The sequence below is a fragment of the Thalassobacillus sp. C254 genome, from assembly GCF_001310615.1.
This window is the reverse complement of the sequence record NZ_BAXQ01000036.1, coordinates 1-26,377: the sequence shown is the minus strand read 5'-3', so window position 1 is coordinate 26,377 and position 26,377 is coordinate 1. Positions and strand designations below refer to the sequence as shown.

The window sequence follows — 26,377 nt, the reverse complement described above, 5'->3', positions numbered from 1 at the left end:
AGCTTCTTTTTTGTGTACTTTTTTTTCTAACGTTTATAAGTAAGATTAAGACGGGAATTGATAGCAATACCTAATTCCCTGGCGTAAGGAAAGGAGATGCTTTATGGAAAGGCTGAAAGCGTTATATATAAACAACTTCTTTAAAAAGAAGTAATGAACCTTCTAATACAGAAGCGTTAATAGAAAAGTCTTCAGAATGGATGAAGTTAGAAAACATTGAGACTGAAGTGGTTCGTATATCGGACTATACTATTATAGCGGGTATAAGCGATGACATGGGGGATGGTGACGAGTGGCCTCTTCTTATGGAAAAGGTGAAGGGGGCAGACATCATTATTCTTGGGACCCCGATATGGAACGGAGAAAAGAGCAGCTTAGCATCCCTGGTCATGGAACGTTTATATGCTCAAAGCGGGGAAACGAATGAAAAAGGACAGGCGATCTATTATAACAAAGTATTTGGGTGCTTAGTAACTGGAAACGAAGACGGAGCAAAAGAAGCGGGTAAGTCCATTTTATTTGGAATGGCGAATATCGGCTTTACGATCCCTCCTAATTCCCTTGCCTATTGGGTTGGAGAAGCCGGGCCGGGACCGTCTTATATGGAAGCCGGACAAGACAGCGAATTCACGAAAAAAAATACAAAAATGATGGCGTATAACCTGATTCACTTTGCTCGTATGTTTCAACAATACCCTATTCCCGCTGTTGGAAATACGTAAAAAGGATGAGCAGCTGCTCATCCTTTTTTAGTTATGGGAAAGATAAATCATGGTGTCATATATGGGCATGAAAAGCTCCATACAACAAACTCTCTGTCAGAAAAGAAATCGAAATAGGAAAATCAGTACAAAAAGCATACAGCCAACCTTTAAACATTTTAAACAGATATTCTTATTTATCCCGAAACTTCATTTAATTCTTTTTCCAAATCCCCTTTAATATCTTTTTTAAGTTCTTTTACTTTACTCTTTGATAGTTTAGCTTTCTTTCTCGCTTTATCGATACGGTCAAGTCTGTCACGAAGGCTGATGATCTTTCCAAATTCTTTTTGTATGTCCTCATATTCATTTACTTTGTCTTCATACTCTCCATCTTTCATTTTATTAAGAAAAGTGTATAAAGAACGCAAATGCTTTGCTTGCACATATACTCCTTTAATCACTGACAGGCCATTTTCTAAAGAACCGTCTTCTTCTTTTGCTTTTTTATATTCTTCAAGTTTTTTATGGAATTTATCTTCTTCCTCTTTAAGTTTCTCATTAGTATCGATTCCTCTTACATACTCAGGAAGGCCTTCATTCAGAAACGTTTCCCACTTGTTTCTTTAAGTCATTATTTACCGTTTTTGGAAGCTTTTTATTCAGCTTTTCTTGAGATTCAATACGCTTATTTTGCGCAAAAGAAGTTAACTCTTCATAGATCTCAGGAATGTCCTCATCACTTTCTTCCTTATTTTCATTCATTTTTTCCAGGTCTGTAAGAAAGACATCATACTTCCCTACATCTCCTAATAACTGATAAGACTTTTTAATTTGCTCAAGAAGCTCATTGTCATCCTCTACGCCTATAAATTCCAGGACTGTCTTCAAGCGTCTTCCGTCCATTCTTGCCTGAAGGATGTGTTTGCGATTTTCTTCATTTTCTATACTATCGTGACAATGGTCAAAGTAATTCTCAAAGATTGGGTTAAGGTTTGTCTTCCATGCTTCTGTCGCTTCCTCATTCCCATTACCAGACATTCTTCACATAGTAGACGCTGTTTTACTGGATAAAGATAGGCATCGCTGCGCCCGCATATAATACATTGTTCGTTAGCCTCTTGGAGAATCACTGTATCCTTGTCTGTTGAAAATTTTATTTCTACGCCTTTTTGCCACCCAATATAATCTCTTAGATCGCTTGGGAGAAGGAGACGCCCTTCATCATCAAGGGTTTTTACGTGCTTTTCTTCCGTTTCCTCTAAATTTGTTTTTATTACTGATATTCGTCTTTTTTCTTCTTTTATACGAAGCTGCTGGTCATTTAGTTCTAATTCTTCTCTAATTTCTTTAGGTATGACGATTCTGCCGGAACCGTCTAACTGTCTTATTAGTTCTTTACTCACGATTAACACCCCACACGTCTTATTTAACAAGGGTTTTCCCTTTTCATAACTACTTTAATCCTTTTGCTTCAATCAGGAAGGTGGAAGGTAATGTTATAGAAAATATGAGGAAGGGTATAGACCATTATTTATTAAGAATAGAACAAGCAAGGAGGTCTATATGAGTACGAAACAAGTATTTATGACCAGTGAAGTTAGCACCCTTATAGGCAAATATACTGAAACCCGAAAAGAAACAATGAATCTTGTAAGGCCTCTTGAAATTGAAGACTTTGTGATTCAGTCCCACGAAGATGTGAGTCCCCCAAAATGGCATCTTGCCCATACGACCTGGTTTTTTGAGCAGATGATTTTAACCGCATATAAAAGGGAGTACGAAGTCTTTTCAAAAAATTTCCACCGGTTGTTTAACTCCTACTATGAATCACTCGGCACCCCATTTCCAAAACATCAAAGGGGGCTTCTCTCAAGGCCAACCGTACAAGAAATCATAAACTACCGAAATCATGTTGATAGAGAAATTGTAGAGATGTTGACCACGGAGGAAATTTTACCAGATAAAATAAAGGAATTAATGATTATAGGGATCAATCATGAACAGCAGCACCAAGAATTACTGGTAACAGATATAAAATATAATTATTCTATTCACCCGCTGGAGTACCCATACTTACAGGAAGAGACGCAGGAGAGACCTGCATCAACTCTTCCGCCAATAAAATGGCACAGCTTTGAAGAAGGAATAAGTGAAATCGGCACGAATAACGAAGACTTTTCCTTTGATAATGAAAGGCCGGTCCATAAACATTGGCAGCATGCTTTTTCTATTGCCTCCCGCCCTGTATCAAACAAAGAGTTTATGGAGTTTATAGAGGACAGAGGATATGAGCGACCTGAACTCTGGCTTGCAGAAGGTTGGGATCTGGTACAAACTAATGACTGGCAGGCTCCCCTTTATTGGCGAAAAGAAGAGGGAATATGGCGTACTTATACGGTGCGTGGAGTAGAGAGCGTGAATCCAAGTGAGCCTGTCACCCATATAAGCTATTTTGAAGCAGACGCCTACGCAAGGTGGGCAGGGTACAGACTTCCGACAGAACAGGAGTGGGAGTGGGCTTTCAGAGATAACGACTATGAAGGCAACTTTTTAGAATCTGGACTGCTTCACCCCTCATCTTTTGGAGAGAAGGAAAGTGGAAAAGAGTTTGGAGATGTGTGGGAATGGACAAGAAGCCCTATACCCAGTACCCAAGAAGCAGCCCCGCGTTAGGAGAATATAATGCAAAGTTTATGAGTAATAAAATGGTGTTAAGAGGCGGGTCTTGCGCGACCCCTGCCTCCCACATCCGTTTGACATACCGGAACTTTTCCCTCCGGAAAAAAGGTGGCAGTTCAGCGGATTCCGTCTTGCCAAAGACGGACAATAGTTCAAGTGATGTAAAAAAGGGCTTCTTAGCAGGCCCTTTTCTTTTCTTTAAGGCAGCTTAACAGCTTCAGAGTAAGAAATGTACCTTGATAGATATTTACATAGGAGAGAACAATAATGAAAAATAAAATACATTGGCCTGTTTTTCTTCCCACCTCAATTATCCTTATTTTTACTGTAATTCTTGGCGCATTGTGGCTTCTTCCTTTTATGAATGGCAGACAATTATTGTGGATTTTGCCTTTATTCATTTCGGCTGGCTGTTTAATCTGACGGTGTTTCTATTAATATTTATTTGTTTATACCTTGGATTTTCAAAATATGGGAATATCAGATTTGGCGGAAAAGAGGCAGAGCCGTTTATTACCAAATGGCAGTGGTTTGCAATTTCTCTAACAGCTGGTATTGGAGTAGGGATTTTATTTTGGGGTCTTGCCGAGCCGATCACGCATTTCAGTGATCCTCCACAAGTGCTGGGAATCGAGCCTTTCACTGAAGAAGCTGCTGTTTTTCGATAGCTTCCAATCTTGCCCATTGGACACTAGCACCGTACTCTGTGTATGTCATAGCAGGAATCGCAGTCGCCTACAGCCATTACAATCTTAAGCTTCCTTATACAATCAGTGCCACCCTTTATCCCTTTCTAGGTAAAAAAGCCCTGGGAACAGGAGGGACGATCGTAGACATTCTGTGTATCTTTGGAATAGCAGGTGGAATGGCCGCAGTTCTTGGTGAAGGAGTTCTACAGATAGGAAGCGGAATGGAATATATTTTTGGCATTGAGACAGGGGTCTTCCTTTGGAGCATCCTGGTTGTTGTCATAACAGCTGCCTATATTATTTCAAGTTATACAGGACTGAAAAAAGGGATACGGTTCCTGGCAGACCAAAATGCCAAAGTCTTTTTGTTCTTGCTCATATTTGTTTTTGTAGCGGGGCCGACGACATTTATTCTGAATCTAGGTGTTCAGGGTACCGGAGCTTTTTTAAGCGGGCTTCCAGAACGCTTCTTATGGACAAGCCCGATGGAAGGTTCAGAATGGCCGAGGTGGTGGCCGATCTTTCATTGGTCCATCTGGCTGGCTTATGCTCCAATTATCGGTATGTTTCTTGCAAGGCTTGCCTATGGAAGAACCATAAGAGAATTTGTACTGTTTAATCTTTTGCTGCCTGCAGGATTTGGCATGCTTTGGTTTTGGGTATTTGGAGGAGCGTCCATTTTTTATGATTGGCAGGGAGAAGGACAGCTTTGGGAAATGATTTCAAATGAAGAAGGAGGGCTTGAACTATCCTTATTTGTATTCTTGGAATCCCTTCCTTTCACAGTAATCATTAGTATTCTCATGCTGGTTTCTATCTTTATTTCCTTTACAACACTTGCGGACTCCTTAACAACTACTGTTTCATCTCTTACAACCAAAGGCTATTCCATTGACCACCCTGAACCTCCTGCCACAATGAAAGTGTACTGGGGAGTCCTCCTTGGGACTTTGGCTCTTTTAACAATCACAGCAGGTACTGGCGGGGAAATCACAGGCATTGAAGCAGTAAAACAAATGGCTACGGTGGCAGGATTTCCAATACTCTTTTTTATTATCTTTCAAACAGCAGCCACATTGAAATCTGTCATAAAAGGAAATTGATGGAAATTAGGAACATGTTCTTAAAAAGAAACAAAACAGGATGGCAGGATCATTTTCCCTTTCCCTTTGTTTATGGTAAAGTTTGACTGGATGTGTAAAAGAGAACCATGTATAGTAAGAGTCTAGTCAATTTGAGTCGTGTAAGGAGAAATAAATATGAACAAGATTACATTAGTCGCTACAGCAACAATGGGACTGGAAGCTCTGGTCGCCCGAGAAGTGAAAGACCTGGGTTATGAAAATGTTGAAGTCGAGAACGGAAAGGTGACTTTTACGGCTGATCCCCTCGCTTTATGCCGTGCAAATTTATGGCTTCGCACAGCTGACCGCGTCAAAGTCCAGCTAGCTGAGTTCAAAGCCACTTCCTTTGAAGAATTATTCCAAGGAACCAAAAGTGTGCCATGGGAACAGTTTCTTCCTGAAAATGCCGAGTTTCCAGTAATCGGCCGTTCGGTGAAATCAAAGCTCTATAGTGTTCCAGACTGTCAGGCGATCGTAAAAAAAGCAGTCGTTGAGCGCTTGAAGGAAACTTATAAAACAAGCTGGTTTAAAGAAGATGGCCCGTTTTTCCGCATTGAAGTTGCTCTTCATAAAGATACAGCTGTGCTGACAATCGACAGCTCTGGAGAGGGGCTGCACCGCCGTGGATATAGGCCATTACACAGTAAAGCACCACTCAAAGAAACACTGGCTGCAGGCTTAATTAAGCTTACCCATTGGACCCCGGACAAACCTTTTGCTGATCCTTTCTGCGGGTCTGGCACTTTACCTATTGAAGCGGCACTGATCGGCCAAAATATAGCTCCTGGGTTTAACAGAGAGTTTGCCGCTGAAAGCTGGGAATGGGTTGGCAAGGAAAATTGGGAAAAAGCAAGAGAAGAAGCTGAGGATCTTGCGAATTATGACCAGCCTTTGGATATCCAGGGAAGTGACTTAGATCCTAAAATGATTGACCTGGCCAAGGATAATACGATGGAGGCAGGTCTTCATGGATTGATTGAGTACAAACAGATGCAGGTAAAGGATTTTACCTCTAAGAAGGAGTACGGCACGCTCATCTGTAATCCGCCGTATGGTGAGCGGCTAGGGGAAAAGAAGGCGGTGGAAGAGATGTATAAGGATATGGGCAGGACTTTTTCTGCTCTTGAAACGTGGTCTGTATATGTTATTACTTCCCATGAAGCTTTGAAAATTTATACGGAAAAAATGCCACGAAGCGAAGGAAACTTTATAACGGAAATATTAAAACCCAATACTATCAGTATTGGGGACCAAAGCCGCCAAGGCGGTAACACTCATGATATGAAAAGGCTGTTGAGAATAATCTCAGCAGCCTTTTTTGGAACACTTCTAAAGAGATCAAGCCAATAGAATAGAACAGGGTGCAAAACTATCGGAAACGCTCAAAGCGACTCCCGATAACGAATTGGATGAAAATAACAGGTTTCGATGGTTGTTATGTCTGCTGTCTTTTATATTTCCACATCATGTAACGGTATCTGATTGTGCATCCAATACAATAGCCCGTTAAAGCGATGCCTGCTGCCAGAAGAACCATAACGGAAAATGCTATGCTGATGGCAGGGAAACCGAGAAAATAAAAAAGCAGAGATAATCCTAAACATACTGTGCTAATCCATTGGTTAAAACGCTGCTGCTCAGGGTCCTCCAACACATACTGGCTCGGCTTTTTCTTTAAAAAATTTCTGCCCAGCCTGATGACGGGGTTTGAATTTGTAATCAAACTAACCATTCCGTTTATGAACGGAAGAAAAAGAATCCATATGGAAAAAATAAGAGAAAGAAGAACTGTGCTAACAATAAACGCTTGGTTTGCCTGTACAAGTGGTTTTGGGATACCCACAAATAATCATTCCTTTGTCATTTATCTTCTTCCATTGTACCATTTAGCATGCAAGTGTTTAAGAAATTCGTTTTGATTCGTTGGAATAAATGATGAGCTCTCTGGATATGCTGTAGGTATATTCTTTTACTTGCGAAGGGGGCTTCTCATTGACTCGATCATATGACGAAAATCAATATAATGATTTAATGCAAGTGAAAATGTCGATTAAGGCAGCGGAGCGTGCAGTGGGTCATGCCACTGAGAGTCTCGATGAAGATCAGCTGGAAGCTGCATCCAATGCAGTCAGATTTGCGAAACAACAATATCAACAAGCCTTTACTCACCAGACAGGTAGATTCTCATTTTCTAGAGGTTTCCGAAGATTGATTGAAAATATCGACCATCAACTTAAAGAAGCGAAAAAAGAAATAAAATAGATTTGTTAGGCGCGGAGACGTTCTTCGCGCTTTTTTTGATGATCCAGGAAACATTCGTACATTAAATGTAGAAGGGGTATATACAGTACCATGGTTTGAAGAGGAAGCCTTGTCAGAGTATACGTACAGATGTAAAATGACACTCGTTATTTAAAGGATTTTTCTCTGAAACTACACGTTACCGCCCGCTCAGAGACCTTGGGGCAGAAAGAATCACCGAGGATAAGATCCGACTCCACCCTCGTTTTGAAAAACAGCATGATATATACATATCAAACAGTTCACTTATTCTTAGCTTGATCATTCTGCTGGTAACAGGAAAGTGATGAGTACATGGGTTTCTCAAGCAAAAATAGAGGAGTAATGGAAGCGAATATCGAAAAATATAGAAACCTGGTGTTAAAGAAAAGATTCGCTGAGAACGATTATACGACTTGGGGGAGGAATCTACTATGAGAGAAGTAGTGATTGTAAGTGCTGCACGCACACCGATTGGCAGCTATGGGGGAAGCTTATCTTCCGTCAATGCAGTAGATTTGGGTGTGGCAGCTGCTAAGAGCGCGATTGAGAGAGCGGGAATACAACCATCAGACATTGATGAGGTTTTAGTTGGGAACATTTTATCCGCAGGCCTTGGTCAAAACGTTGCCCGTCAGGTTGGAATATTTTCTGGCCTGCCTGATACTACGCCTGCTGTAACTATTAATAAATTATGCGGTTCAGGTTTGCGTACGGTAAGCATGGCTGCCCAGTTTATTTCGTTAGGGGATGCTGATGTCGTGCTTGCCGGTGGAGTAGAAAGTATGAGCAATGCTCCGTATGTCGTTCCTTCTGCGTTGGGGTCAGCGGATGGGGGATGCAAAAATGATTGATACGATGCTTAATGACGGGCTAATGGATAAATTTCATGGCATCCACATGGGAATTACTGCAGAAAATATTGCTGAGCAGTGGAGTTTTACGCGAGAAGAGCAGGATGAATTTGCCTTGAGAGCCAAAGAAGGGCAGAGAGAGCTCAACAGGAGGGGTTATTTGCTGAGGAAATCACACCGGTTTCTGTGCCGCAAAGAAAAGGAGACCCTTTGGTTATAGACAAAGATGAATTTCCTAAACCTGGTATGACAATGGAAAAGCTCGCTAAACTTAAGCCGGCCTTTAAAAAAGAAGGAACAGTGACAGCCGGAAATGCATCGGGGATTAACGACGGAGCGGCTATGCTCATTGTTATGGCAAAGGAAAAAGCCGAAGAGCTGGGAGTGGTACCGTTAGCGACAATTAAATCTTATGGAAGCGCTGCCTGGATCCTAAAATCATGGGATATGGCCTGTACCTGCTTCTGAACAGGCATTAAAGCGAGCGGGGCTTAAGGCTGAGGACCTGGACCTTATAGAGGCTAACGAGGCGTTTGCGGCTCAGTCGCTGGCAGTGGTGAAGGATTTAGGACTGGATAAAGAGAAAGTAAACGTAAACGGTGGAGCGATCGCTCTTGGCCATCCGATTGGTGCATCAGGTGCACGCGTGCTGACAACCTTACTATACGAAATGAAACGGCGGAAAGCCAGGACAGGCTTAGCCACCCTGTGTATTGGCGGTGGACAAGGTACCTCCTTAATTGTGGAAAGAGAGGGAGAATCCTTCTAATCTTTTGATATTACTAATGAAATGAAGAGTCCCGTCTTCACATACAGAGACATAAAGAACCCTGAGCTTGGCTGATGTGCCTTACTCAGGGTTAATTACATCTTTTATTTTTGGGTTTTCGAAATGGAAATAGTCAATGCCAGGTTCATAGGAAATGGTCATGCCATCGACATACCATTGGTCTTCTTCAGTAACAAAGAACGTGACTCCTTCCTTGGTTACCTGAAAGGATGTTGGAGATGGTGTTTCTTTTGCTACACCAATGGAAAATCCTCCTGAACCGACTCCTCCTACTCTTACAAACAGCCTGACAGCATCTCCCTCTTTTAATTCCATTTCTTTTTTGTAATGTTTTGCAGCTTCAGAAGAAATTGTAAAGTCCATAGAGATGCCTCCTTCTTTACGTTTATAACACGAGTCAAAGAAAACATCAAAACATACAAATGGTTTTACTTAACATGACATATAATATCCACTATAATAAACGTTACATTTCTATAGGCGAAACAAATGCTTTTACTACATAACAAGAAGGGGTTTTATGAATGTCTGACGTAAAACAAAGTGAACAGCAGCTTCATGAGCTGATGAGGAAAATGACAGCTTATCGTCAAGCAATTGGCTTGATGAATTGGGATGCCAGAACTGGTGCCCTAAAAAGGGATCAATCAAAGATCAGAGGCTCTCGGATATTTATCTACAGAGGTATTTAAACTTACAACCTCAAATGAAATGGGCGAGCATTTAGAAGCTGTTCTAAGTGATGAAGGCAGGGCGCAAGTCTCAGAAATTACAAGGAAGTCAGCTGAGGAACTTAAGAAAGAATATGACCGCTTTAAAAAGGTTCCAGAAGAGGAGTATAGAGAATATAACATTTTAAAATCTAAGTCAGAAGCACAATGGGAGCAGGCCAAATCAGAAGCCGATTTTGAAACCTTCCGTCCCAATCTCGAAAAGCTGGTCGAATTCAAGCGAAAGTTTGTAAATTACTGGGGCTATGAAGGTCATCCATATAATACGTTATTAGATGACTATGAACCCGGCGTAACCGTGGATATTCTGGATGATGTATTTGGTAAGGTTAGAGAGGGACTGATCCTTTAGTCAAAGGGGTAAAAGAGTCCGAAAACAAACCGAAAACAGGGTTTTTATTTGAGCATTTTCCAAAAGAAAAGCAGCGGGCATTCAGTCTTGAAATCCTTAAAAAAATGAACTATGACTTTCAAGCAGGCCGTTTAGATGAAACAGTACATCCGTTTGCCATTGGGCTTAACACCAATGATGTCAGAGTGACAACGAAGTACGATGAAAAAGACTTCAGAACAGCTGTGTTTGGCACCATCCACGAAGGCGGCCATGCTCTTTATGAGCAAAATATATCAACTGATCTTGAAGGTACAGTCTTAAGTGACGGGACCTCTATGGGTATTCATGAATCTCAGTCCTTGTTTTACGAGAATTTTGTAGGCAGGAACTATGCTTTTTGGGAAAACAATTACGACTTGCTTAAGTCATACTCAAATGGTCAATTCGACAATGTGAGCATTGATGCTTTCTACAAAGCGATCAATGAAGCAAAACCGTCTTTAATTCGAATTGAAGCCGATGAAATGACGTATGCTCTTCATATTATTCTTCGATATGAGATTGAAAAAGGTTTAATTACCGGAGATATTCAAGTCAAAGATCTTCCTGCCATCTGGAATGACAAAATGCAGGAGTTTCTTGGCGTGACTCCTCCCCATGACGGAGTAGGAGTCTTGCAGGACGTTCACTGGTCTTTTGGAGCGTTTGGTTATTTCCCTTCCTATGCTCTTGGTTACATTTATGCAGCCCAGCTGAAGAAGTCTTTAGACCGTGATCTTCCTGACTTTGATAACCTTCTTCGTGAAGGCGAGCTTTCCCCGATCAAAGACTGGATGACCAAGCACGTCCATCAGCACGGTTCCTTGAAGAAACCCGTAGAAATTCTAAAAGATACAACCGGAGAAGGAATTAATCCAGATCATTTATTATCTTATTTAACAGATAAATATAAGGAACTGTATAAATTCTAATGTCCCGATCGTAATTCAGTCGCTGGGGTCAAATTGTTTACTGGAAACAGCCTCAGGGAATACAGCTACTACACGTATTCTTTTAGCAAGGAGGTTTTCCCATGAACAAAAAAATATTATATAAAGGAGCCGCTGCCATGCTCGCGGCAGGTATGATCGCAGGCTGCGGGGAAGCAGAAGATGACCTCGGTGATAACGGCGGCGAGGAACAAGAAGAACCTGCCGGAGGCGAAACCGATGTGGACGGTACAGGCGGTGACGATGATCCTTTATATGAGGATGACATTGATGTAGAAAATGAACCAGACGGCACAGAAGATGAAGATACAGGGATTGAAGAAGAAGATGAAGGCATGGAAGGCCATGGGGATGACATGGATGATGATGTAGATGCTGAATTAGATGATACAGATCAAGAAGTAGATGATGATCTAGACATTGACCTAGATGAAGATGAGGAAATGGAAGAAGAAGATAACTCTTAACAAGTAAGGCTGGCCATTGGGTCAGCCTTTTCATGTAGAAGGAAAAAAAGACCATTGAATTTATAAAAGCTGGAAAATAAAATATGTAAGTATAGAGATTTTTTTGTTTAGTGCTATAGTATAAAATAGATGTTAAAGGTTTGGAAAACTTTGAGTAACAATGAATAATAGCTATGGGGGTTAGCTCTTTATGAGCAATGATGTTAAAAATTCAGTGATTACAGATATCTTGCAAATAGCAAGTGAATTAGTGGATACGAAGACCTTTTTTATAGGATCATTAGAAAGTGACTTTTCAGTTCTCCGGGTGCTTCATACAAGCACAAACCAGAGCTGCAGTATTTCTCAAGGAATGGTTCTGCCTCTTGAAAAGTCTTTATGACATATTATTTCTTGTAGTGGTCGGGAACCACTTATCATAAATAATATACAAACTGACGAGCGGGCAGCCCATGTTAAAGAAGATCTAGAAAGCATTTCGCTTGCTTCTTATTTAGGGGTGCCGATTATTTTGGAGAATGGTGAGCTGTTTGGCACGCTCTGTGCAAGTGATACGGAACCATATGATTTTACAGAAAAAGAAATTGAGAGTGTAAAAAGGCTTGCTAACGTATTATCCTCGGTGATTACTCAAGAGCAGCAGGTTACTCTGCCAGTGATTGAGGACAAAATGAAGCTTTTAGACAAGCAGGCGATGGTTGGGAAGTTGGCAGCAGGTCTGGCTCATGAAATTCGTAACCCAATGCAGACAATTAAAGGATTTATTGAGCTGTTGTTTGCCGACAATAAGGAAATGGCTCATTATCATGAAATAGTAATTGAGGAGCTTAACCGCTTGAACAAACTGGTCAGTGACTTTTTGCTTACAACACAGCCCAGTGCACCGAAAAAAGAAAAAATCTCTCCTTATGAATTGCTGCGGCAGACAATGTATTTCATGGAAAGTGAGTTCCATCTACACAATATTGAATTTAACTTACTGGCAGGAACTGAGCCCCCTCCATATATTTAGACCCATCTCAAATGAAACAGGTTTTTCTTAATATTTTTAAGAACGCCATTGAAGCAATCGATGGGAATGGAAAAGTAGATATAGAACTTACTGTCGATAACAACTGGGTTACCGTCTTTGTAAAAGATAACGGCAGGGGAATACCTCTTTCTTTGGTAAATAAAATTGGTGATCCATTTTTCTCTACAAAAGAGGAAGGGACAGGTCTTGGTTTATCAATATGTAAAACCATTATTAAAGAACACCAGGGATATTTGGATATTGAAAACCACCCGGAAGGCGGTACGCTGGTATCCGTTCGATTGCCAATCAATGCAGGCAAATTTTAAGAAATAATGAAGGACCTTGGATTAATCCTGCTAATAGAAAAGGGACTTGCCATCATAGGTGAGTGCCTTTTCTTATTTTCAGAGGAGGACTCATTATTACTTCTTAAATAGTTACAGTTATTATTTATGTCCCCTAAAGTTTTGAGAGGCCTTCCATTTCATGCCATGATTATACTAGCAACTTCATTAACGTAGCTTGTTTATACTTATCACCAAAGGTTTCTTACATTTTCTTGTGGGTGCAAGCAGAAGGAAGGTTCTCCCTAAATATGCTCACGTTCTTAATTACCGAGAAACATAATCTGCGACACCTCAAAACCATACTTCTCATACTTTATGAGAAAGAACGTTATTATTGAGAAGGGGTTGAAAAGATGGAGAAGCAAAAGCGCTGGTCTATTCCTCCTAAATGGTCAGAATTGAACAGGGGTGAAATTGGCGGAGTAGAACCTGAAGCGGGCTCGTGGCCAATGTTCTTTTTTAAAAAGCACATGTTTAGAGGGATGATTACCTTATACGGAGAGCCTGTTAGCTAGATCCAGTGGATCCATATACAATTGATTTTAAAGGGGAGCAATTAGAGATTGTTAAACAAACTATTCGAAACCTTACACCTCAACAAATAGAGATGGCGAAACTGTACGCCGAAACTACCCCAACAGAGGATTGGGCCTTTGTTATAAATGAGCTATTAGAAAAGTATGATAGTAATCCTCCTCGTGCAGCACGAATAACGGGGATTTGTAAAGCTGCGTTAAACGATACAATGGTTGTAACTTGGGATATTAAATATTCTACTGATATTGCCAGGCCAGATCAACTTGATCCATCCTTACAAACTGTTATTCCTACACCACGTTTTCCTGCCTACCCATCAGGCCATTCAACAATGGCCGGTTGTGCTGAAGTTATATTAAGTCATTTTTTCCCTGAAGAAGCGGTAAGATTAACACAAAAAGCAAATAACATCGCTCAATCAAGATTATATGCAGGAGTCCATTTCCCAATCGATAATGAAGAAGGTCTTCGATTAGGCAGGCAAATCGGGAATCATGTTATAAAGTTAATATAAAGGGGAGTAGGCAATTATTAAACTGTAGGAAAGTAGTTTATGAAACCTTATCCATCTTTTCGACGATGATAAAAGTAGGTTTTCTATAGAATTTCGTGTAGGTTTTATAATATTCTCGTGACAAAAATAGAATAGTTTTCATATATAGTTAATACACACCGTGCCTATTCAAAAAGGGGTTGTCTCAAAAGTAAGGTTTTGAGCACAGTCCCTTTATGTATTACTCGGATTTTTCATAGGTGGGTCTTCAGCCGTGCTTTACTACCAGGCATCGTTTTAACAATATCAAATTCTGTTAGGTTGTTTTTTGTATGAGCAATGATCATTTTATATTATCATTTCCAAAATTTCACATACCGTAATATACATATATATAAACTTGATTAATTCATAAATAAAAAGGGAAAACAGACAAAGAGTACTTAATTGGAAATAATAAGGAGGAGGAATATAACAATGGCTTATGAACAACCAACAAAAGAAGAAATTAAAGAAATTTTCGATCATGCTAAACGTATAGCGGTTGTAGGATTATCCGAGAAACCTGAAAAAACTTCTTATGAAGTAAGTAAAGTCATGCAGGAAGAAGGATATGAGATCATACCCGTGAACCCGAACGCAGAAGAAGTTCTAGGTGTGAAGGCAGTCAATTCTTTAGAAGATATCGATGGTCATATTGATATTGTTAATGTATTTAGACGTAGTGAACACTTACCTGAAGTAGCCAGAGAAGCCGCAAGCATAGATGCAGACGTATTTTGGGCACAGCTTGGTTTGGAAAACGATGAAGCCTACCAAATAGCAAAAGAAGCAGGTATGAAAGTAGTCATGGATCGCTGCATTAAAGTAGAGCATGCCATTACACGATAAAAAAACCAAGGCTTCTCTTTATGTACCGGTGTCCGTGGTAAAAAAGAGAAGCCTCTTTTTTAAGAGGCTTCTCCTGTATTTTCTAGTTCTCTTTCCATATTTTTCTTTTTTTCGGTAAACAATTCTTGATAAGATAATTCCAATTTCATATAGAATGATAAATGGAATCACAACCAGAATATCAGAAAAGAAATCTGGAGGGGTAATAAGGACAGAGGCACAGATTAAGGCGAAGTATGAATACTTTCTTGCTTTGACAAGGGACTGGGGTGTAAATAACCCAAAGGAAGTTAAACACATGAGAACGATTGGGAGCTCAAACAAAAACCCAATAGGAATCGTTGACATAAGTAAAAAAGAAAAGTATTCCTGTGCAGTTATCATCATATCAAAATGAAGCTGTCCTAGGTTGATTAAAAATTCATAAACAATGGGAAATACTACAAAATAACCAAAGGAAAGCCCAAGTAAAAAGCAGAAAAATACAGCCGGAATATACCCTGATAAGGATTTTGCCTCTTTTTTGGTAAGTGCTGGCTTTATAAAACGCCACGCTTCGTATAAAAAATACGGTGCAGAAAAACCTAAAGCCAATGCACCCGCTACAGTCAGATAAAGACGCAGTGCATCTAATGGGCCAAGCATGATAAGATCATGACCAGCTGTAAAGTGACCCAGGCTGTACCTGACTCCAACTAAAAAAGCAATAAATAGAAGTGCAAAAAATAGAAGAGAACGAATGACAGCCCGCCGGAGCACTAAAACGTGCTCCAACGCTGACTGTTTTTCCATATTGTTTACAGGGGCTGTTTGTTCAGACATGATACACTTCCCCTTTCATGGTATCGAAACGTTAGATTTTAGTCGTTTCTTTTGATTCGGAAGAGCCAGACTCAGAAACGGGTTCTTCTTTCTTTACATTTTGGTTCTGAACAGGCTGTTCATCTTCATCATCCATAATTTGTTTGGTTGATTTTTTAAATTCACTTAACGTTTTACCAAATGCTCCGCCAATCTCCGGAAGTTTTTTCGGTCCAAAAATTAATAAGGCCAAAAGTAAAATGAGGATCAGACTGGGTACTCCAATATTAGTTAACAATGTGTATTCCTCCTTAGTCTTCTACTAGTGATCCGCCACCATTTTCGATATATTGAAGGATGCCTTCAGCAGCACGATATGCAAGTGCACCAACAGTAGGGGTGGGGTTATAACCGCTGTTGTGTGGAAAAGCAGAGGCTCCGACAACAAATAGATTTTCACAATCCCACATTTGCAAATAATTATTGACAGCAGACGTATCAGGGTTATCTCCCATAATTACGCCCCCTGTGTTATGAGTTGTTTGGTATGGAACGATATCATAGTCTCCAATGTCAGGATCTACTGACACAATATCTGCTCCCATTTCATTTAACATTTCTTCAATTCTCTCAGCCTGGTGGGCAGCAAGGTTACGATCCTGCTCAGTAAAATTATAAGTCATTCGCAATAGTGGATCTCCATGGGCATCTGTATACGTTGGATCAAGATCAAGGTAATTGTAACGATAAGGAAGGCTTGCCCCTTGAGAAGAGACGGCAAGTGTCCTGTAAAAATACCTCGTTGAAGCTTCCTTAAATTCCCTTCCCCAAAGATTCGTTCCCGGAGGCACAGGATTTGTATTGATCGGCCTTATTCCTGTCTGGGTGATTTGAATAATACCACCATGCAAAAAGTCCAGATCGCTGTGGTCAAAGTTATCCGCATTAAAATCATCAAAAGCGGCTCCTAAGGCTCCCGCTCCGGCATATAAATTAAATTGGCTGTCTTCGAAGAACCCCTGGCCGCTGGCCATTACCTGATAGCAATAATTTTTCCCAATGACTCCTTGTTCAGTTTCTGGATCATAGGGTTCACCAATTTCAGATAATAAAAGAAGCTTTGTGTTGTTCATAACATAAGTAGTTAGGATCACAATATCTGCCGGCTGGAAAAATTCTTCCCCAGTGCGTGTATCCGTGTAATATACCCCGTCCGCTGTATCCCCATTGTAGGATACCCGTCTTACGTTTGAATGGGTTCGAATCTCAAAGTTTCCTGTATCTTGAGCAGTTGGAAGGACTGTTACAATAGGATCAGATTTAGCACCGTAATCACAGCCAAACCGCTCACAGAAAGAACAGTATTGACAGGCTTGTATGGTCTGCCCATCTGGGTTTGTATACTGTTCGGATAGATTGGCTGAGGCCACCTGGTATGGATGCCACCCGAGATTTGATGCCGCTTCTTTAAATAAACGTAAAGCTGGTGTTTCTTTCATTGGCGGAGTTGGAAAAGGATTTGACCTTGGTGCTGTCATTTCATTATCTTCACCTGAGGTACCAATCGTTTGATCAAAACGATCGAAATAGGGTTCTAATTCCTCATAGGTGATCCCCCAATCCTGTAAGGCATATCATCTGGAATTTTATCTTCCCCGTAACGATCTACTGTCTGTGAGTAAATTTCCATGTCATATGGAAAGAAACGTGGACATTGACCATTCCAGTGGATGCCTGCTCCTCCTAAACCAGTCCCCAACAGAAAGGAGCCATGCTGTCTCATTGGAAGAGCAGTCATGTCTTCATCGTTTCTAAAAGTTATCGTTTCTTTAGACAGGTCTTGCATGAGTTCATAGCGCAGGGCATAGCGAAGTTCATCCTTTTGCATTAAGAAATCATCTAATGTCTTTTCAGAACCTCTTTCAAGGCCCAGGACTTCAATTCCTTCTTTTGCCAATTCTGAAGCAATAATTCCGCCTGCCATCCTACGCCGACAACGACAGCCTGTTTATGTGGTAGTTCTGTAGGCATAAGTATCCCTCACTTTCAAGGTATTTCTGCTTTGTAGGAAATTTGTTACGAATGGTGGTCATGAAGGCTGACAGGTTCCATTTCAACAAAGTCATCTTCTTCAATCATATCGATGTAAGCCATTTGTCCGCCTGGATACTGCTTTAATCTCCATCCGTCCATGTTGCGATTTCCTCCGTATACTGGGTCGGCATAAACACCTTCAAGAGTAACAGTTCGAAGCATGTTGAAAAACTCTGCTGACCGGATGCCATTCATATCAACATTTCCTTCTTCAAACTCAATAAGTATGTTGATTTGGTGCTCTTCTTCTAAATCAAAAAAAGCCTCGTTGAAATTATTTCGGCTTATGCTTTGCATTCTGCGGATGCCCTGCAGGAAAATGTCCTGGCGGTACATCCCGCTTTGAAAGCCCTGGGTTACGGCACCTTCAGCAAAGGGTCCCTGCATGTACTCCCTTGCGTTTCGTCCGTATGATCCGGCTAATTGTTTGTCAATATAATAAGGTACTCCTAATGTAATTGCGCCAGGACCAAGGTCGTCTTCGGGGAAAATTCTTTCAACCGCTGCACTCAGCACGCGAAAATCTTCCTGACGTTTAAAAAACATTCTTGCTTCTGTGTAGTCATTGGCCGGAGCGTGATCATGTGCTTGATCATCATCGGTTTGTGTGTCAGTTTCCTGGGCTGTATCCTGTGTGCCCCAGAACTGGCGGCCCAGCAAACCGCCTAAAAAAGTGCCCCCCACTACACCGCCAGCAACCATGCTTCCATTTTTAATAAAATCACGCCTGGTCATCCCATCGTCCTTGGTGGCGTTATTTGGGTTGTTTTCATCGGCCATTTGAATCCCTCCTTATTTAATATAAAATCACCTCTTTGGTAATCTTTTGCCGAAATACATGTAAAATGGTAAAAGAGGTCCTATACCTAGTACCCAAGTAAGCGAAGGTTTCACACGTAAAATTTCATATTTTTTATAAAGAATTATGGAAATCGGGGAAAATGGTATAAAATAAGGAATATTGTATAGTTACTTGCGTAAAGAGATAGAAACGTATGTTCTCTTATGATATGTTATAGTGAGAGATGGAAAGTGTTTCATGCAGAAAGGGGATTAAGCAATTGGCACCGAAACAAGCTTTTGATTATAACGATGATGCCATACAAGTACTAGAAGGGTTGGAAGCTGTTAGAAAAAGACCTGGAATGTATATAGGAAGTACTGACAGCCGGGGGCTTCACCATCTGGTTTTCGAAATTGTTGATAACGCTGTCGATGAAGCTCTTGGGGGCTTTGGCGATCAAATAGAAGTAATTATAAATAAAGATAACAGCATTACTGTCCGGGATGAGGCCGGGGGATGCCGACAGGAATGCATAAAATGGGGAAACCAACGCCTGAAGTCATCTTTACGGTGCTCCATGCCGGCGGAAAGTTTGGCCAGGGAGGCTATGCGACTTCTGGCGGGCTTCATGGGGTTGGAGCTTCTGTTGTTAATGCTCTTTCAGAATGGTTGACTGTTACAATCCATCGGGACGGCACCATATTTAAGCAGGAATTTGCGAATGGCGGGAAAGCGGTCACAACCTTAGAAAAGACAGGCAAAACAAAAAAGACTGGAACAGTTATTCAATTTAAGCCTGATCCTGTTATGTTTGGAACCACTACGTTTAACTATGAGGTGCTGGCCGAAAGACTTCGTGAAGCTGCCTTTTTATTAAACGGAGTAACCATACAGCTTGTTGATAAAAGAGAAGGAAAAGAACAAACGGATTCTTTTTCTTATGATACAGGAATTCAAGCTTTTGTGGATTATTTAAATGAGGACAAGGAATCACTGCATCCTGTTGTGTTTTTTGAGGGATCCAATCAAGACATCGATATCGAATTTGCTTTTCAGTTTAACGATGGATATACCGAAAACATACTTTCCTTTGTAAATAATGTTCGAACAAAGGATGGAGGCACACATGAGTCTGGCGCCAAAACAGCAATGACAAGAGCTATCAACGAATATGGGCGGAAAATGAATTTCCTGAAAGAAAAAGATAAGAATCTTGATGGGTCTGATATCCGGGAAGGATTTACTGCTGTGATATCTATCCGTGTACCAGAAGAAAAACTCCAGTTTGAAGGCCAGACAAAAGGAAAGTTAGGTACTCCGGAAGCACGGTCTGCGGTAGATGCGATTGTTTCCGAAAAGTTAACTTACTTTTTTGAAGAAAACCCTGAAACAAGCTCGATGCTAATCAAGAAAGCTATTAAAGCCGCTCAAGCTCGGGAAGCTGCCAAAAAGGCAAGAGAAGAAGCCAGGAGCGGAAAGAAAAGCAGAAAGAAAGATGTGCTCTTAAGCGGAAAGCTCACCCCAGCACAATCAAAGAATGCAACTAAAAATGAACTGTACCTGGTAGAGGGGGATTCTGCTGGAGGCTCAGCGAAACAAGGCAGAGACCGGAAATTCCAGGCAGTTCTGCCGCTGCGGGGAAAAGTAATCAATACAGAGAAGGCAAAGCTTGAAGACATAATGAAAAATGAAGAGATCCGTACCATTATTTATGCAATCGGTGCAGGGGTGGGGACAGAATTTGCTATAGAAGACAGCAATTATGAAAAAGTTGTTATCATGACTGACGCCGATACTGACGGAGCTCATATCCAAGTTCTCCTTTTAACATTTTTCTACCGTTATATGACTCCACTCGTCGAGGCGGGAAAAGTTTACATTGCACTGCCCCCTTTATATAAAGTAAGCAAAGGGACGGGGAAAAAGGAAAAAGTAGAATACGCCTGGGATGAAGACGGTCTTCAGAGTGCGATAAAGAAGATTGGCAGAGGCTATACGATCCAGCGTTATAAGGGGCTTGGCGAAATGGACGCAACACAGCTTTGGGAAACTACGATGAACCCAGAGTCACGAACTCTTATTCGAGTGACAGTAGATGACCTTGCCAGAGCCGATAAACGGGTATCCACGTTGATGGGAGATAAAGTAGAACCACGAAGAAAGTGGATTGAATCCCATGTAGAATTTGGTATGGAAGAGGATGACAGCATCTTGGAAAATGAGAACTTATTTGTCGTAGAGGAGGAGTAACCTTGGGAGAAGCAGAAAAATATTTAGACCTTCCACTAGAAGATGTACTAGGAGACCGCTTTGGACGTTACAGCAAATATATCATCCAAGAACGAGCTCTTCCCGACGCCAGAGACGGGCTTAAGCCCGTTCAGCGCCGGATATTATATGCCATGCTTAAAGATGGCAATACGTCGGATAAGCCTTTCAGAAAAGCAGCAAAAACCGTAGGAACGTAATCGGGAACTATCATCCTCATGGTGATAGTTCTGTTTATGAGGCTATGGTAAGAATGAGCCAAGAGTGGAAAGTGCGTAATTTATTAATTGAAATGCATGGGAATAATGGCTCCATTGATGGTGACCCACCGGCAGCCATGCGTTATACGGAAGCCAGGTTATCTTCTATTGCCCAGGAGCTTTTACAGGATATCGAGAAAGAAACTGTAGAATTCATTCCGAATTTCGATGACACACAGGAAGAGCCGGTAGTCCTGCCAGCTATGTATCCTAATTTGCTTGTAAATGGCTCAACGGTATATCGTCTGGATATGCTACAGACATTCCACCTCATAACTTAAATGAAGTCATAGACGCTGCAATCATGCAGATCGATGATCCGGAGTGCACAGTGCAAGACTTAATGACTGTTTTGCGTGGGCCTGATTTTCCTACTGGAGGTATTGTGCAAGGGTAGATGGAATTAGAAAAGCCTACGAAACAGGTAAAGGGAAAGTGGTTGTCCGAGCGAAAACAGATATTGAGGATATTCGCGGCGGGAAGCAGCAAATTGTCATTACCGAAGTTCCTTATGAGGTTGTGAAAGCAAATCTTGTAAAGAAAATGGATGAGCTTCGATTTGATAAAAAAGTGGAAGGAATAGCTGAAGTCCGGGATGATACCGACCGGACAGGACTTCGAATTGTTATTGAAGTGAAAAAGGAAGCAGACGCTGAGGGTATTTTAAACTACTTGTACAAAAACACAGATTTACAGGTTACTTATAATTTTAATATGGTCGCTATTCATAACAGGACACCTCAGCTTCTTGGCCTTAAACAGCTGCTGCACTCTTATATCACTCACCAAAAAGAAGTAGTTACAAACAGATCCAGGCATGAACTGCGGAAAGCAAAAGAAAGACAGCATATCGTAGAAGGATTAAAGAAAGCTATTTCCATTCTCGATGAAGTAATCGAAACCATCCGAAGCTCTAAGGATAAAAAAGACGCAAAAGACAACCTTATCAGCCGCTTTGAATTTTCAGAACCGCAAGCAGAAGCAATTGTGACGCTCCAGCTTTATCGTTTAACGAACACTGATATTACAACCTTAGATAACGAATCAAATGAGCTTGCTAAAGAAATTGAAAAGCTCGAAAGGATTCTTTCCAGTGAAAAGAATCTTTTTGCTGTCATAAAAAAAGATTTAAAGAAGATCAAAAAGACCTATGGAGACGAACGGAGAACGGTCATTGAAGAGAAAATCCAGGAGTTAAAAATCGACTTAGAAGTTATGGTCCCTTCAGAGGATGTCATTGTCTCCGTAACAAAGGAAGGGTACGTAAAACGCACAAGTCTCAGATCCTATTCTTCCTCTAAAAATGAACGCCCTGGAATGAAGGAAACAGACGATCTTATTTACTTTAATGAATTAAACACTACAGATACCCTTTTATTATTTACCAAGAAGGGGCAGTACTTGTATATGCCGATTCATGAATTACCTGATATTCGCTGGAAAGATAACGGCCAGCATGTCGGCAATATTGTCCAGCTTGACCGGGAAGATGAATTGCTTAAAGCAATAGCCGTGAAAGAATTTACAGAAGACAGCAATTTATTATTCTTTACAAAAAACGGAATGGCCAAGAAAACAAGCCTGCAGGCATATCAGGCCCAGAGATACTCCAAGGCCCTCGTTGCAGTTAAGGTGAAAGAAAATGATGAAGTCGTGAACGTAGAAATGACCAATGGAAACGAAGAAGTCTTTATAGGCACAAAACTTGGTTACGGACTTCGTTTCCATGAATCAGAAGTAAGTTTAGTCGGGCAGCGTGCTGCCGGTGTCAAAGGAATAAATCTGAAAGATGGAGATGAAGTAATTAACGGTTTAACATTTGATCCATCAAATAAGGAACAGGCGATAATTGGACTTATTACGCAAAGAGGATCCATGAAGAAGATGCCTATTCAGGAGTTCGAAACATCTTCGCGGGCAAAACGGGGCCTTGTCATGTTACGAGAGTTAAAATCCAAGCCCCATCAAGTGGTAGGGTTAGAAAAGTTTGAAACAAGCGATGTAATTGCAGTGCAAACTGAAAATGATGAAGTTACACATATAGAAACCAGCATTTTAAGAACCACTGACAGGTACAGCAACGGCTCTTTTGTCGTGGATACAAAAAAGAACGGAGACGTTTCTGAAGCATGGAAATATACTAGCCACATAAAGACAGAAGAACAAGAGTAGTACAGGCAATCTTAAATGAGAAAGAAGATCGCTCAAGAAGCGGTCTTTTTCATGCTACCCAACATTATAGAATTAACCATAATATAATTATGTTAACTTAAACAAGGATGGTACATATATGAGATTAGGAACACACTTAATAGGAGCCACTGCAGCTGCCACTGCCTATTATACAATCAGTCCATTATCTTTTACTGATATAGCAACAGTAGGTGGGGTTTATTTGGCTAGCAGCATTGCAGGCGGATTATTGCCTGATATTTGCAGCCCGAGGTCCTGGATAGGGAGAAGGCTGCCCCTGATTGCCACCATTATTAGCAAAACGTTTGGGCACCGGACCTTTACACACAGCTTTCTGTTTTTATTTATTATTTATTTCTTTACTCAATCAATAGAAGGGGAGTGGGGGCTTGCAGTTCAAACAGGTCTGTTAGTTGGGATAGCAAGTCATTTGCTTCTTGATATGATGACTTCTCGAGGAGTTCATTTATTTTTTCCAATTAAATTTCCAGTTCGTTTTCCTTTTTTCACTAAAACAGGCTCAACGCTAGGAGAAGGGAGTATTGCTGTACTTCTTACACTTTGGGTGGTTTATTTTGCTGTTACTTATTTGTAATGTTCAAGTTAGTTTTAACCTTCTACCAACGGGGTAATTCTATTTCTGAAACGAATTAACTTCGAGGAGGCGATTTATTTGAGTACACACACATTGCTACGCACAGATGAAGAAGTTATGGAAAAAGTTGAATCGTTAAAAAGCCAGGGAATAAATGAAAACAATATCTATGTCCTTTCCCATGATAAACAGCATACTAATCAGCTTGCAGATGAAACAGATGCAAATACAGTTGGTACTACGGAGACTGGATTAGATACTACAGTGAAAAACCTTTTTAGAAAAAAAGGTGATGAACTGAGAGCAAAAATGCAAGAAATGGGTATTGATGAATCAGAAGCAGATGAACTTGAGGAAGAACTTGATGAAGGTAAAATACTGGTTGTTGTAAAAGATGAAGACCGGATGCCAACCTTTAAGTTAGAACTTCTTTAGAAAGCTACACTTATTGAAAAGCAACCTGGATAATTGCGCTCTTAAAGCGCCAATTATCCAGGTTTTTTATATGTAATGATAAAGGAGAACAATTTGGGAAAAGTATTATTGTAAAACTTGTGTGGTAAAAGCTTATTTACGGGGGTGTAGATATGAAGATACAAGGTAACATAATTACAGGTGAGTTTGATGAAAAAATGAATGAGTTTACGTTGCAAGAGATCAAATACTTTGCAACCCAATCAACACTAAGGCTAAATCAATTTAATACACTTTATAATTATTTGTCTAAACACATAAATGAAGGTGACCGGCAAGTTTTAACCCTATATGATCAAATGCCAGTATTTTTAACAAAACAAGAAATGGAGCAATTAATAAAGGACTTAGATAGAATAAAGCCATTATATCATTGATTTTTTATACAAATACTGCAGCTGCAGTGGTGACATCAAGCTACATAGAATGGTTTCTTCTATTTAAGATCGTAGGTGCTGGGGTCGCATTTCTATTATATGTGATTAGCCTTCAGTAGACTGGCTCAACAACAGCTTCATTATTTGGCGTTCAACTTTTTGAAGACCATTGGACCATCATTAAACTTCTTGGAATAGTAATCATCCTGGATACGATACCGTACTTAGTACCAAGCAAATCAACTGGGAAAGTTTACCTTCCTCCAACTAATTAAATTGATCTACAGTCACTTAAGTGAAAAAGAAAGGCTGTGACAAATACCCGTCGATTTCCCAAAGATGACACCCTGGGAATTTAATTTAATGAGCTTAAGTGTTTTTCGGATTTACGTTACTTTATGTGAGGACTTATTTTATAGCCATCTCAAGGAATTTCACAGTGCAAAAATTTTATTTTACCTCATAATAAAATACGATGTCAATAATAAGTTTGAAATATTTCCAAAAAAAAGTTACAATAGTCTTACATTAAGTTTTTAATAACGAACTCCACTGTATTTTTCTGCAGATGAAGTTATGGATACGTGTCTACAAGGAGGACTTGAATAATGAATCTAATCAATAAGAAAGTTACCCACAAGCATTTTGGTATGGGTAGTATCGTTAAACATAATGACACTATTATAGAAATACATTTCGCATCGGAAAATAAAAAGTTTGTTTTCCCCGATGTATTTGGAAAACACCTTAAACTGCATGATAAAACTGATGCTGATTCACTAGAAAACATTATACAAAAAAAGGAAAACGAACGAAAGAAGGAAGAATGGAAGAAGGAAGAGGAAAGAAAATTACAACGAAAAAATCAGGAACTGCGCTTGGAACATAAAAAACTTATGAAAAATCATAAACTTCATTCCGAATCACAAATGGTTTTTTGGTGTGATACAGAAGAACAGAAGAGTTCTTTATCAGAGTGGAAGGTTTTTGCAGGCGAAGTAAAAAGCGGGAATAACAAAGGGAACCCAAACAAACCTATCCGCTTGCACCAAAATAGCGCTGTCCTGTTAACAGCAGTAGATTCCAGTGAAAAAGACAGGCGTATTTTAGGTGTTTATATGGTGAATGAAGATTTTATTGGTAAGCTTTGTGAAGATGGATATATTCCTGCTCATTCAACATACAAACTCCTACTTACAGAACAAGAATCGGAGCAAATGCATTTCTGGAAGTATTATGTAAATGAAAAATCCCCCCATAAAATGACATGGAAGACAGGTAAATACCGTTATTTTGAAAATTCATTGATGGCACAAATTTTGCTTGATATAGTTGCGTTAAAAGATAACTCAAAAGACCGAGAGCTGGCACAACAATTCTTTGAACATTTTTGTAAAATGAATCAGTTAACAGAACAAGATTTACCAAAGCCTAATGGTGCATTAATGCGTATTTAGACATAAGCCCAAAGATAATAAGAATGGCAGGGGACTGACACATTTTCCTACTATTCACCAATGCAAACAGTGCCAGGGCACTGTTTGCTAATAAATCACTAACCAGTTTTGTATAAAAGGGAATTGAACTGTTTGATATATCCCCTTTAG

24 protein-coding genes and 6 pseudogenes are annotated in these 26,377 nt (G+C 40.3%); 21 read left to right on the top strand and 9 right to left on the bottom strand.

The annotated features are described in order from the left end of the window. Positions 1–200: 200 nt before the first annotated feature. The gene (locus JCM19033_RS20440; RefSeq protein WP_306301419.1) at positions 201–722 is read left to right on the top strand and encodes a flavodoxin family protein; all 522 of its coding nucleotides are present in this window, start codon (positions 201–203) and stop codon (positions 720–722) included. Between the two features lie 176 nt (positions 723–898). On the opposite strand, the gene JCM19033_RS20435 is transcribed toward JCM19033_RS20440, so the two are convergent. From JCM19033_RS20435 to JCM19033_RS20425, 3 genes are all read right to left on the bottom strand, one after another. Then, positions 899–1,165 (bottom strand): hypothetical protein, encoded by a 267-nt coding sequence (locus tag JCM19033_RS20435; protein WP_198153597.1) that lies wholly within the window; start codon positions 1,163–1,165, stop codon positions 899–901. A gap of 133 nt (positions 1,166–1,298) precedes the next feature. Continuing rightward, positions 1,299–1,607, bottom strand: coding sequence for a hypothetical protein (locus JCM19033_RS20430; protein ID WP_054637712.1), 309 nt, complete (start codon positions 1,605–1,607; stop codon positions 1,299–1,301). Between the two features lie 38 nt (positions 1,608–1,645). Beyond that, complete coding sequence (locus JCM19033_RS20425) at positions 1,646–2,107, bottom strand: AbrB/MazE/SpoVT family DNA-binding domain-containing protein (RefSeq protein WP_054637711.1); 462 nt, start codon at positions 2,105–2,107, stop codon at positions 1,646–1,648. A 160-nt stretch (positions 2,108–2,267) separates the two neighbouring features. Between JCM19033_RS20425 and egtB the strand changes: the two genes are divergently transcribed. The 4 genes and pseudogenes from egtB (at position 2,268) to JCM19033_RS20410 (ending at position 6,467) form a co-directional block, all read left to right on the top strand. After that, positions 2,268–3,377, top strand: coding sequence for an ergothioneine biosynthesis protein EgtB (egtB, locus tag JCM19033_RS20420; RefSeq protein ID WP_306301418.1), 1,110 nt, complete (start codon positions 2,268–2,270; stop codon positions 3,375–3,377). A 386-nt stretch (positions 3,378–3,763) separates the two neighbouring features. Continuing rightward, entirely contained in the window at positions 3,764–4,051 is a 288-nt protein-coding gene (locus JCM19033_RS26810) for a BCCT family transporter (RefSeq protein WP_269758447.1), read from the top strand. A gap of 38 nt (positions 4,052–4,089) precedes the next feature. After that, the gene (locus JCM19033_RS20415) at positions 4,090–5,175 is read left to right on the top strand and encodes a BCCT family transporter (RefSeq protein ID WP_269758446.1); all 1,086 of its coding nucleotides are present in this window, start codon (positions 4,090–4,092) and stop codon (positions 5,173–5,175) included. 156 nt (positions 5,176–5,331) lie between these two features. After that, a pseudogene (locus JCM19033_RS20410) lies at positions 5,332–6,467 on the top strand (class I SAM-dependent RNA methyltransferase). A gap of 164 nt (positions 6,468–6,631) precedes the next feature. Here the strand turns inward: JCM19033_RS20410 and JCM19033_RS20405 are convergent. Continuing rightward, entirely contained in the window at positions 6,632–7,039 is a 408-nt protein-coding gene (locus JCM19033_RS20405) for a DUF4395 domain-containing protein (protein ID WP_054637710.1), read from the bottom strand. Positions 7,040–7,188: 149 nt separating this feature from the next. Here JCM19033_RS20405 and JCM19033_RS20400 point away from each other — a divergent pair, with 149 nt between their 5' ends. Both JCM19033_RS20400 and JCM19033_RS20395 read left to right on the top strand, forming a co-directional pair. Next, positions 7,189–7,458 (top strand): DUF2564 family protein, encoded by a 270-nt coding sequence (locus JCM19033_RS20400; protein WP_054637709.1) that lies wholly within the window; start codon positions 7,189–7,191, stop codon positions 7,456–7,458. A gap of 452 nt (positions 7,459–7,910) precedes the next feature. Then, positions 7,911–9,099 (top strand): annotated as a pseudogene (locus JCM19033_RS20395) (acetyl-CoA C-acetyltransferase). 81 nt (positions 9,100–9,180) lie between these two features. Here the strand turns inward: JCM19033_RS20395 and JCM19033_RS20390 are convergent. Further along, positions 9,181–9,483, bottom strand: coding sequence for an iron-sulfur cluster biosynthesis family protein (locus JCM19033_RS20390; RefSeq protein ID WP_054637708.1), 303 nt, complete (start codon positions 9,481–9,483; stop codon positions 9,181–9,183). Between the two features lie 161 nt (positions 9,484–9,644). Between JCM19033_RS20390 and JCM19033_RS20385 the strand changes: the two are divergent. The 8 genes and pseudogenes from JCM19033_RS20385 (at position 9,645) to JCM19033_RS20355 (ending at position 14,924) form a co-directional block, all read left to right on the top strand. After that, positions 9,645–11,156 (top strand): annotated as a pseudogene (locus JCM19033_RS20385) (carboxypeptidase M32). A gap of 101 nt (positions 11,157–11,257) precedes the next feature. Continuing rightward, the gene (locus tag JCM19033_RS20380; protein WP_054637707.1) at positions 11,258–11,641 is read left to right on the top strand and encodes a hypothetical protein; all 384 of its coding nucleotides are present in this window, start codon (positions 11,258–11,260) and stop codon (positions 11,639–11,641) included. 190 nt (positions 11,642–11,831) lie between these two features. After that, the gene (locus JCM19033_RS20375; RefSeq protein WP_054637706.1) at positions 11,832–12,023 is read left to right on the top strand and encodes a hypothetical protein; all 192 of its coding nucleotides are present in this window, start codon (positions 11,832–11,834) and stop codon (positions 12,021–12,023) included. 3 nt (positions 12,024–12,026) lie between these two features. Continuing rightward, complete coding sequence (locus JCM19033_RS20370) at positions 12,027–12,653, top strand: histidine kinase dimerization/phospho-acceptor domain-containing protein (RefSeq protein WP_306301420.1); 627 nt, start codon at positions 12,027–12,029, stop codon at positions 12,651–12,653. 11 nt (positions 12,654–12,664) lie between these two features. After that, the gene (locus JCM19033_RS20365) at positions 12,665–12,982 is read left to right on the top strand and encodes a PAS domain-containing sensor histidine kinase (protein WP_054637704.1); all 318 of its coding nucleotides are present in this window, start codon (positions 12,665–12,667) and stop codon (positions 12,980–12,982) included. 374 nt (positions 12,983–13,356) lie between these two features. Next, positions 13,357–13,518, top strand: a complete 162-nt coding sequence (locus JCM19033_RS23875; protein ID WP_157050002.1) for a hypothetical protein — start codon at positions 13,357–13,359, stop codon at positions 13,516–13,518. 5 nt (positions 13,519–13,523) lie between these two features. After that, positions 13,524–14,054: a vanadium-dependent haloperoxidase gene (locus JCM19033_RS20360; protein WP_054637703.1), complete on the top strand. Its 531-nt coding sequence runs from the start codon at positions 13,524–13,526 to the stop codon at positions 14,052–14,054. Positions 14,055–14,510: 456 nt separating this feature from the next. Beyond that, positions 14,511–14,924: a CoA-binding protein gene (locus tag JCM19033_RS20355; protein WP_054637702.1), complete on the top strand. Its 414-nt coding sequence runs from the start codon at positions 14,511–14,513 to the stop codon at positions 14,922–14,924. A gap of 18 nt (positions 14,925–14,942) precedes the next feature. Here JCM19033_RS20355 and tatC read toward each other — a convergent pair whose 3' ends face one another. The 4 genes and pseudogenes from tatC to JCM19033_RS20335 form a co-directional block, all read right to left on the bottom strand. After that, a complete protein-coding gene (tatC, locus tag JCM19033_RS20350) occupies positions 14,943–15,746 on the bottom strand; it encodes a twin-arginine translocase subunit TatC (protein WP_269758445.1) in 804 nt (267 codons plus the stop codon). 31 nt (positions 15,747–15,777) lie between these two features. Next, positions 15,778–16,023 (bottom strand): twin-arginine translocase TatA/TatE family subunit, encoded by a 246-nt coding sequence (gene tatA / locus JCM19033_RS20345; protein WP_054637701.1) that lies wholly within the window; start codon positions 16,021–16,023, stop codon positions 15,778–15,780. 13 nt (positions 16,024–16,036) lie between these two features. Next, positions 16,037–17,756, bottom strand: a pseudogene (locus JCM19033_RS20340) (GMC family oxidoreductase). 45 nt (positions 17,757–17,801) lie between these two features. Then, complete coding sequence (locus JCM19033_RS20335; RefSeq protein ID WP_083465619.1) at positions 17,802–18,599, bottom strand: gluconate 2-dehydrogenase subunit 3 family protein; 798 nt, start codon at positions 18,597–18,599, stop codon at positions 17,802–17,804. 245 nt (positions 18,600–18,844) lie between these two features. On the opposite strand from JCM19033_RS20335, the pseudogene parE reads away from it, so the two are divergent. From parE to JCM19033_RS20305, 6 genes and pseudogenes are all read left to right on the top strand, one after another. Beyond that, a pseudogene (gene parE, locus JCM19033_RS20330) lies at positions 18,845–20,853 on the top strand (DNA topoisomerase IV subunit B). Between the two features lie 2 nt (positions 20,854–20,855). After that, a pseudogene (gene parC, locus JCM19033_RS20325) lies at positions 20,856–23,303 on the top strand (DNA topoisomerase IV subunit A). A gap of 118 nt (positions 23,304–23,421) precedes the next feature. Beyond that, the gene (locus JCM19033_RS20320) at positions 23,422–23,919 is read left to right on the top strand and encodes a metal-dependent hydrolase (protein ID WP_054637700.1); all 498 of its coding nucleotides are present in this window, start codon (positions 23,422–23,424) and stop codon (positions 23,917–23,919) included. 78 nt (positions 23,920–23,997) lie between these two features. Further along, on the top strand, positions 23,998–24,354 hold the full coding sequence (locus JCM19033_RS20315; RefSeq protein ID WP_269758444.1) for a general stress protein: 357 nt from the start codon (positions 23,998–24,000) through the stop codon (positions 24,352–24,354). Between the two features lie 152 nt (positions 24,355–24,506). Beyond that, a complete protein-coding gene (locus JCM19033_RS20310) occupies positions 24,507–24,770 on the top strand; it encodes a hypothetical protein (protein WP_054637699.1) in 264 nt (87 codons plus the stop codon). 608 nt (positions 24,771–25,378) lie between these two features. Continuing rightward, positions 25,379–26,227 carry a hypothetical protein gene (locus JCM19033_RS20305; protein WP_054637698.1) on the top strand — a complete coding sequence of 283 codons (849 nt, stop codon included), beginning with the start codon at positions 25,379–25,381 and terminating at the stop codon, positions 26,225–26,227. Positions 26,228–26,377 lie beyond the last annotated feature (150 nt).

Excerpts from the sequence above, each read along its gene's own strand:
- JCM19033_RS20365 (WP_054637704.1), top strand. The coding sequence starts at position 12,665 with ATGAAACAGGTTTTTCTTAATATTTTTAAGAACGCCATTGAAGCAATC.
- JCM19033_RS20440 (WP_306301419.1), top strand. The coding sequence starts at position 201 with ATGAAGTTAGAAAACATTGAGACTGAAGTGGTTCGTATATCGGACTAT.
- JCM19033_RS20305 (WP_054637698.1), top strand. The coding sequence starts at position 25,379 with ATGAATCTAATCAATAAGAAAGTTACCCACAAGCATTTTGGTATGGGT.
- JCM19033_RS20310 (WP_054637699.1), top strand. The coding sequence starts at position 24,507 with ATGAAGATACAAGGTAACATAATTACAGGTGAGTTTGATGAAAAAATG.
- JCM19033_RS20375 (WP_054637706.1), top strand. The coding sequence starts at position 11,832 with ATGAGCAATGATGTTAAAAATTCAGTGATTACAGATATCTTGCAAATA.
- JCM19033_RS20390 (WP_054637708.1), bottom strand. The coding sequence starts at position 9,483 with ATGGACTTTACAATTTCTTCTGAAGCTGCAAAACATTACAAAAAAGAA.
- JCM19033_RS20320 (WP_054637700.1), top strand. The coding sequence starts at position 23,422 with ATGAGATTAGGAACACACTTAATAGGAGCCACTGCAGCTGCCACTGCC.
- JCM19033_RS23875 (WP_157050002.1), top strand. The coding sequence starts at position 13,357 with ATGGAGAAGCAAAAGCGCTGGTCTATTCCTCCTAAATGGTCAGAATTG.
- JCM19033_RS20430 (WP_054637712.1), bottom strand. The coding sequence starts at position 1,607 with ATGGACGGAAGACGCTTGAAGACAGTCCTGGAATTTATAGGCGTAGAG.
- egtB (WP_306301418.1), top strand. The coding sequence starts at position 2,268 with ATGAGTACGAAACAAGTATTTATGACCAGTGAAGTTAGCACCCTTATA.
- JCM19033_RS20355 (WP_054637702.1), top strand. The coding sequence starts at position 14,511 with ATGGCTTATGAACAACCAACAAAAGAAGAAATTAAAGAAATTTTCGAT.
- tatC (WP_269758445.1), bottom strand. The coding sequence starts at position 15,746 with ATGTCTGAACAAACAGCCCCTGTAAACAATATGGAAAAACAGTCAGCG.
- JCM19033_RS20335 (WP_083465619.1), bottom strand. The coding sequence starts at position 18,599 with ATGGCCGATGAAAACAACCCAAATAACGCCACCAAGGACGATGGGATG.
- JCM19033_RS20380 (WP_054637707.1), top strand. The coding sequence starts at position 11,258 with ATGAACAAAAAAATATTATATAAAGGAGCCGCTGCCATGCTCGCGGCA.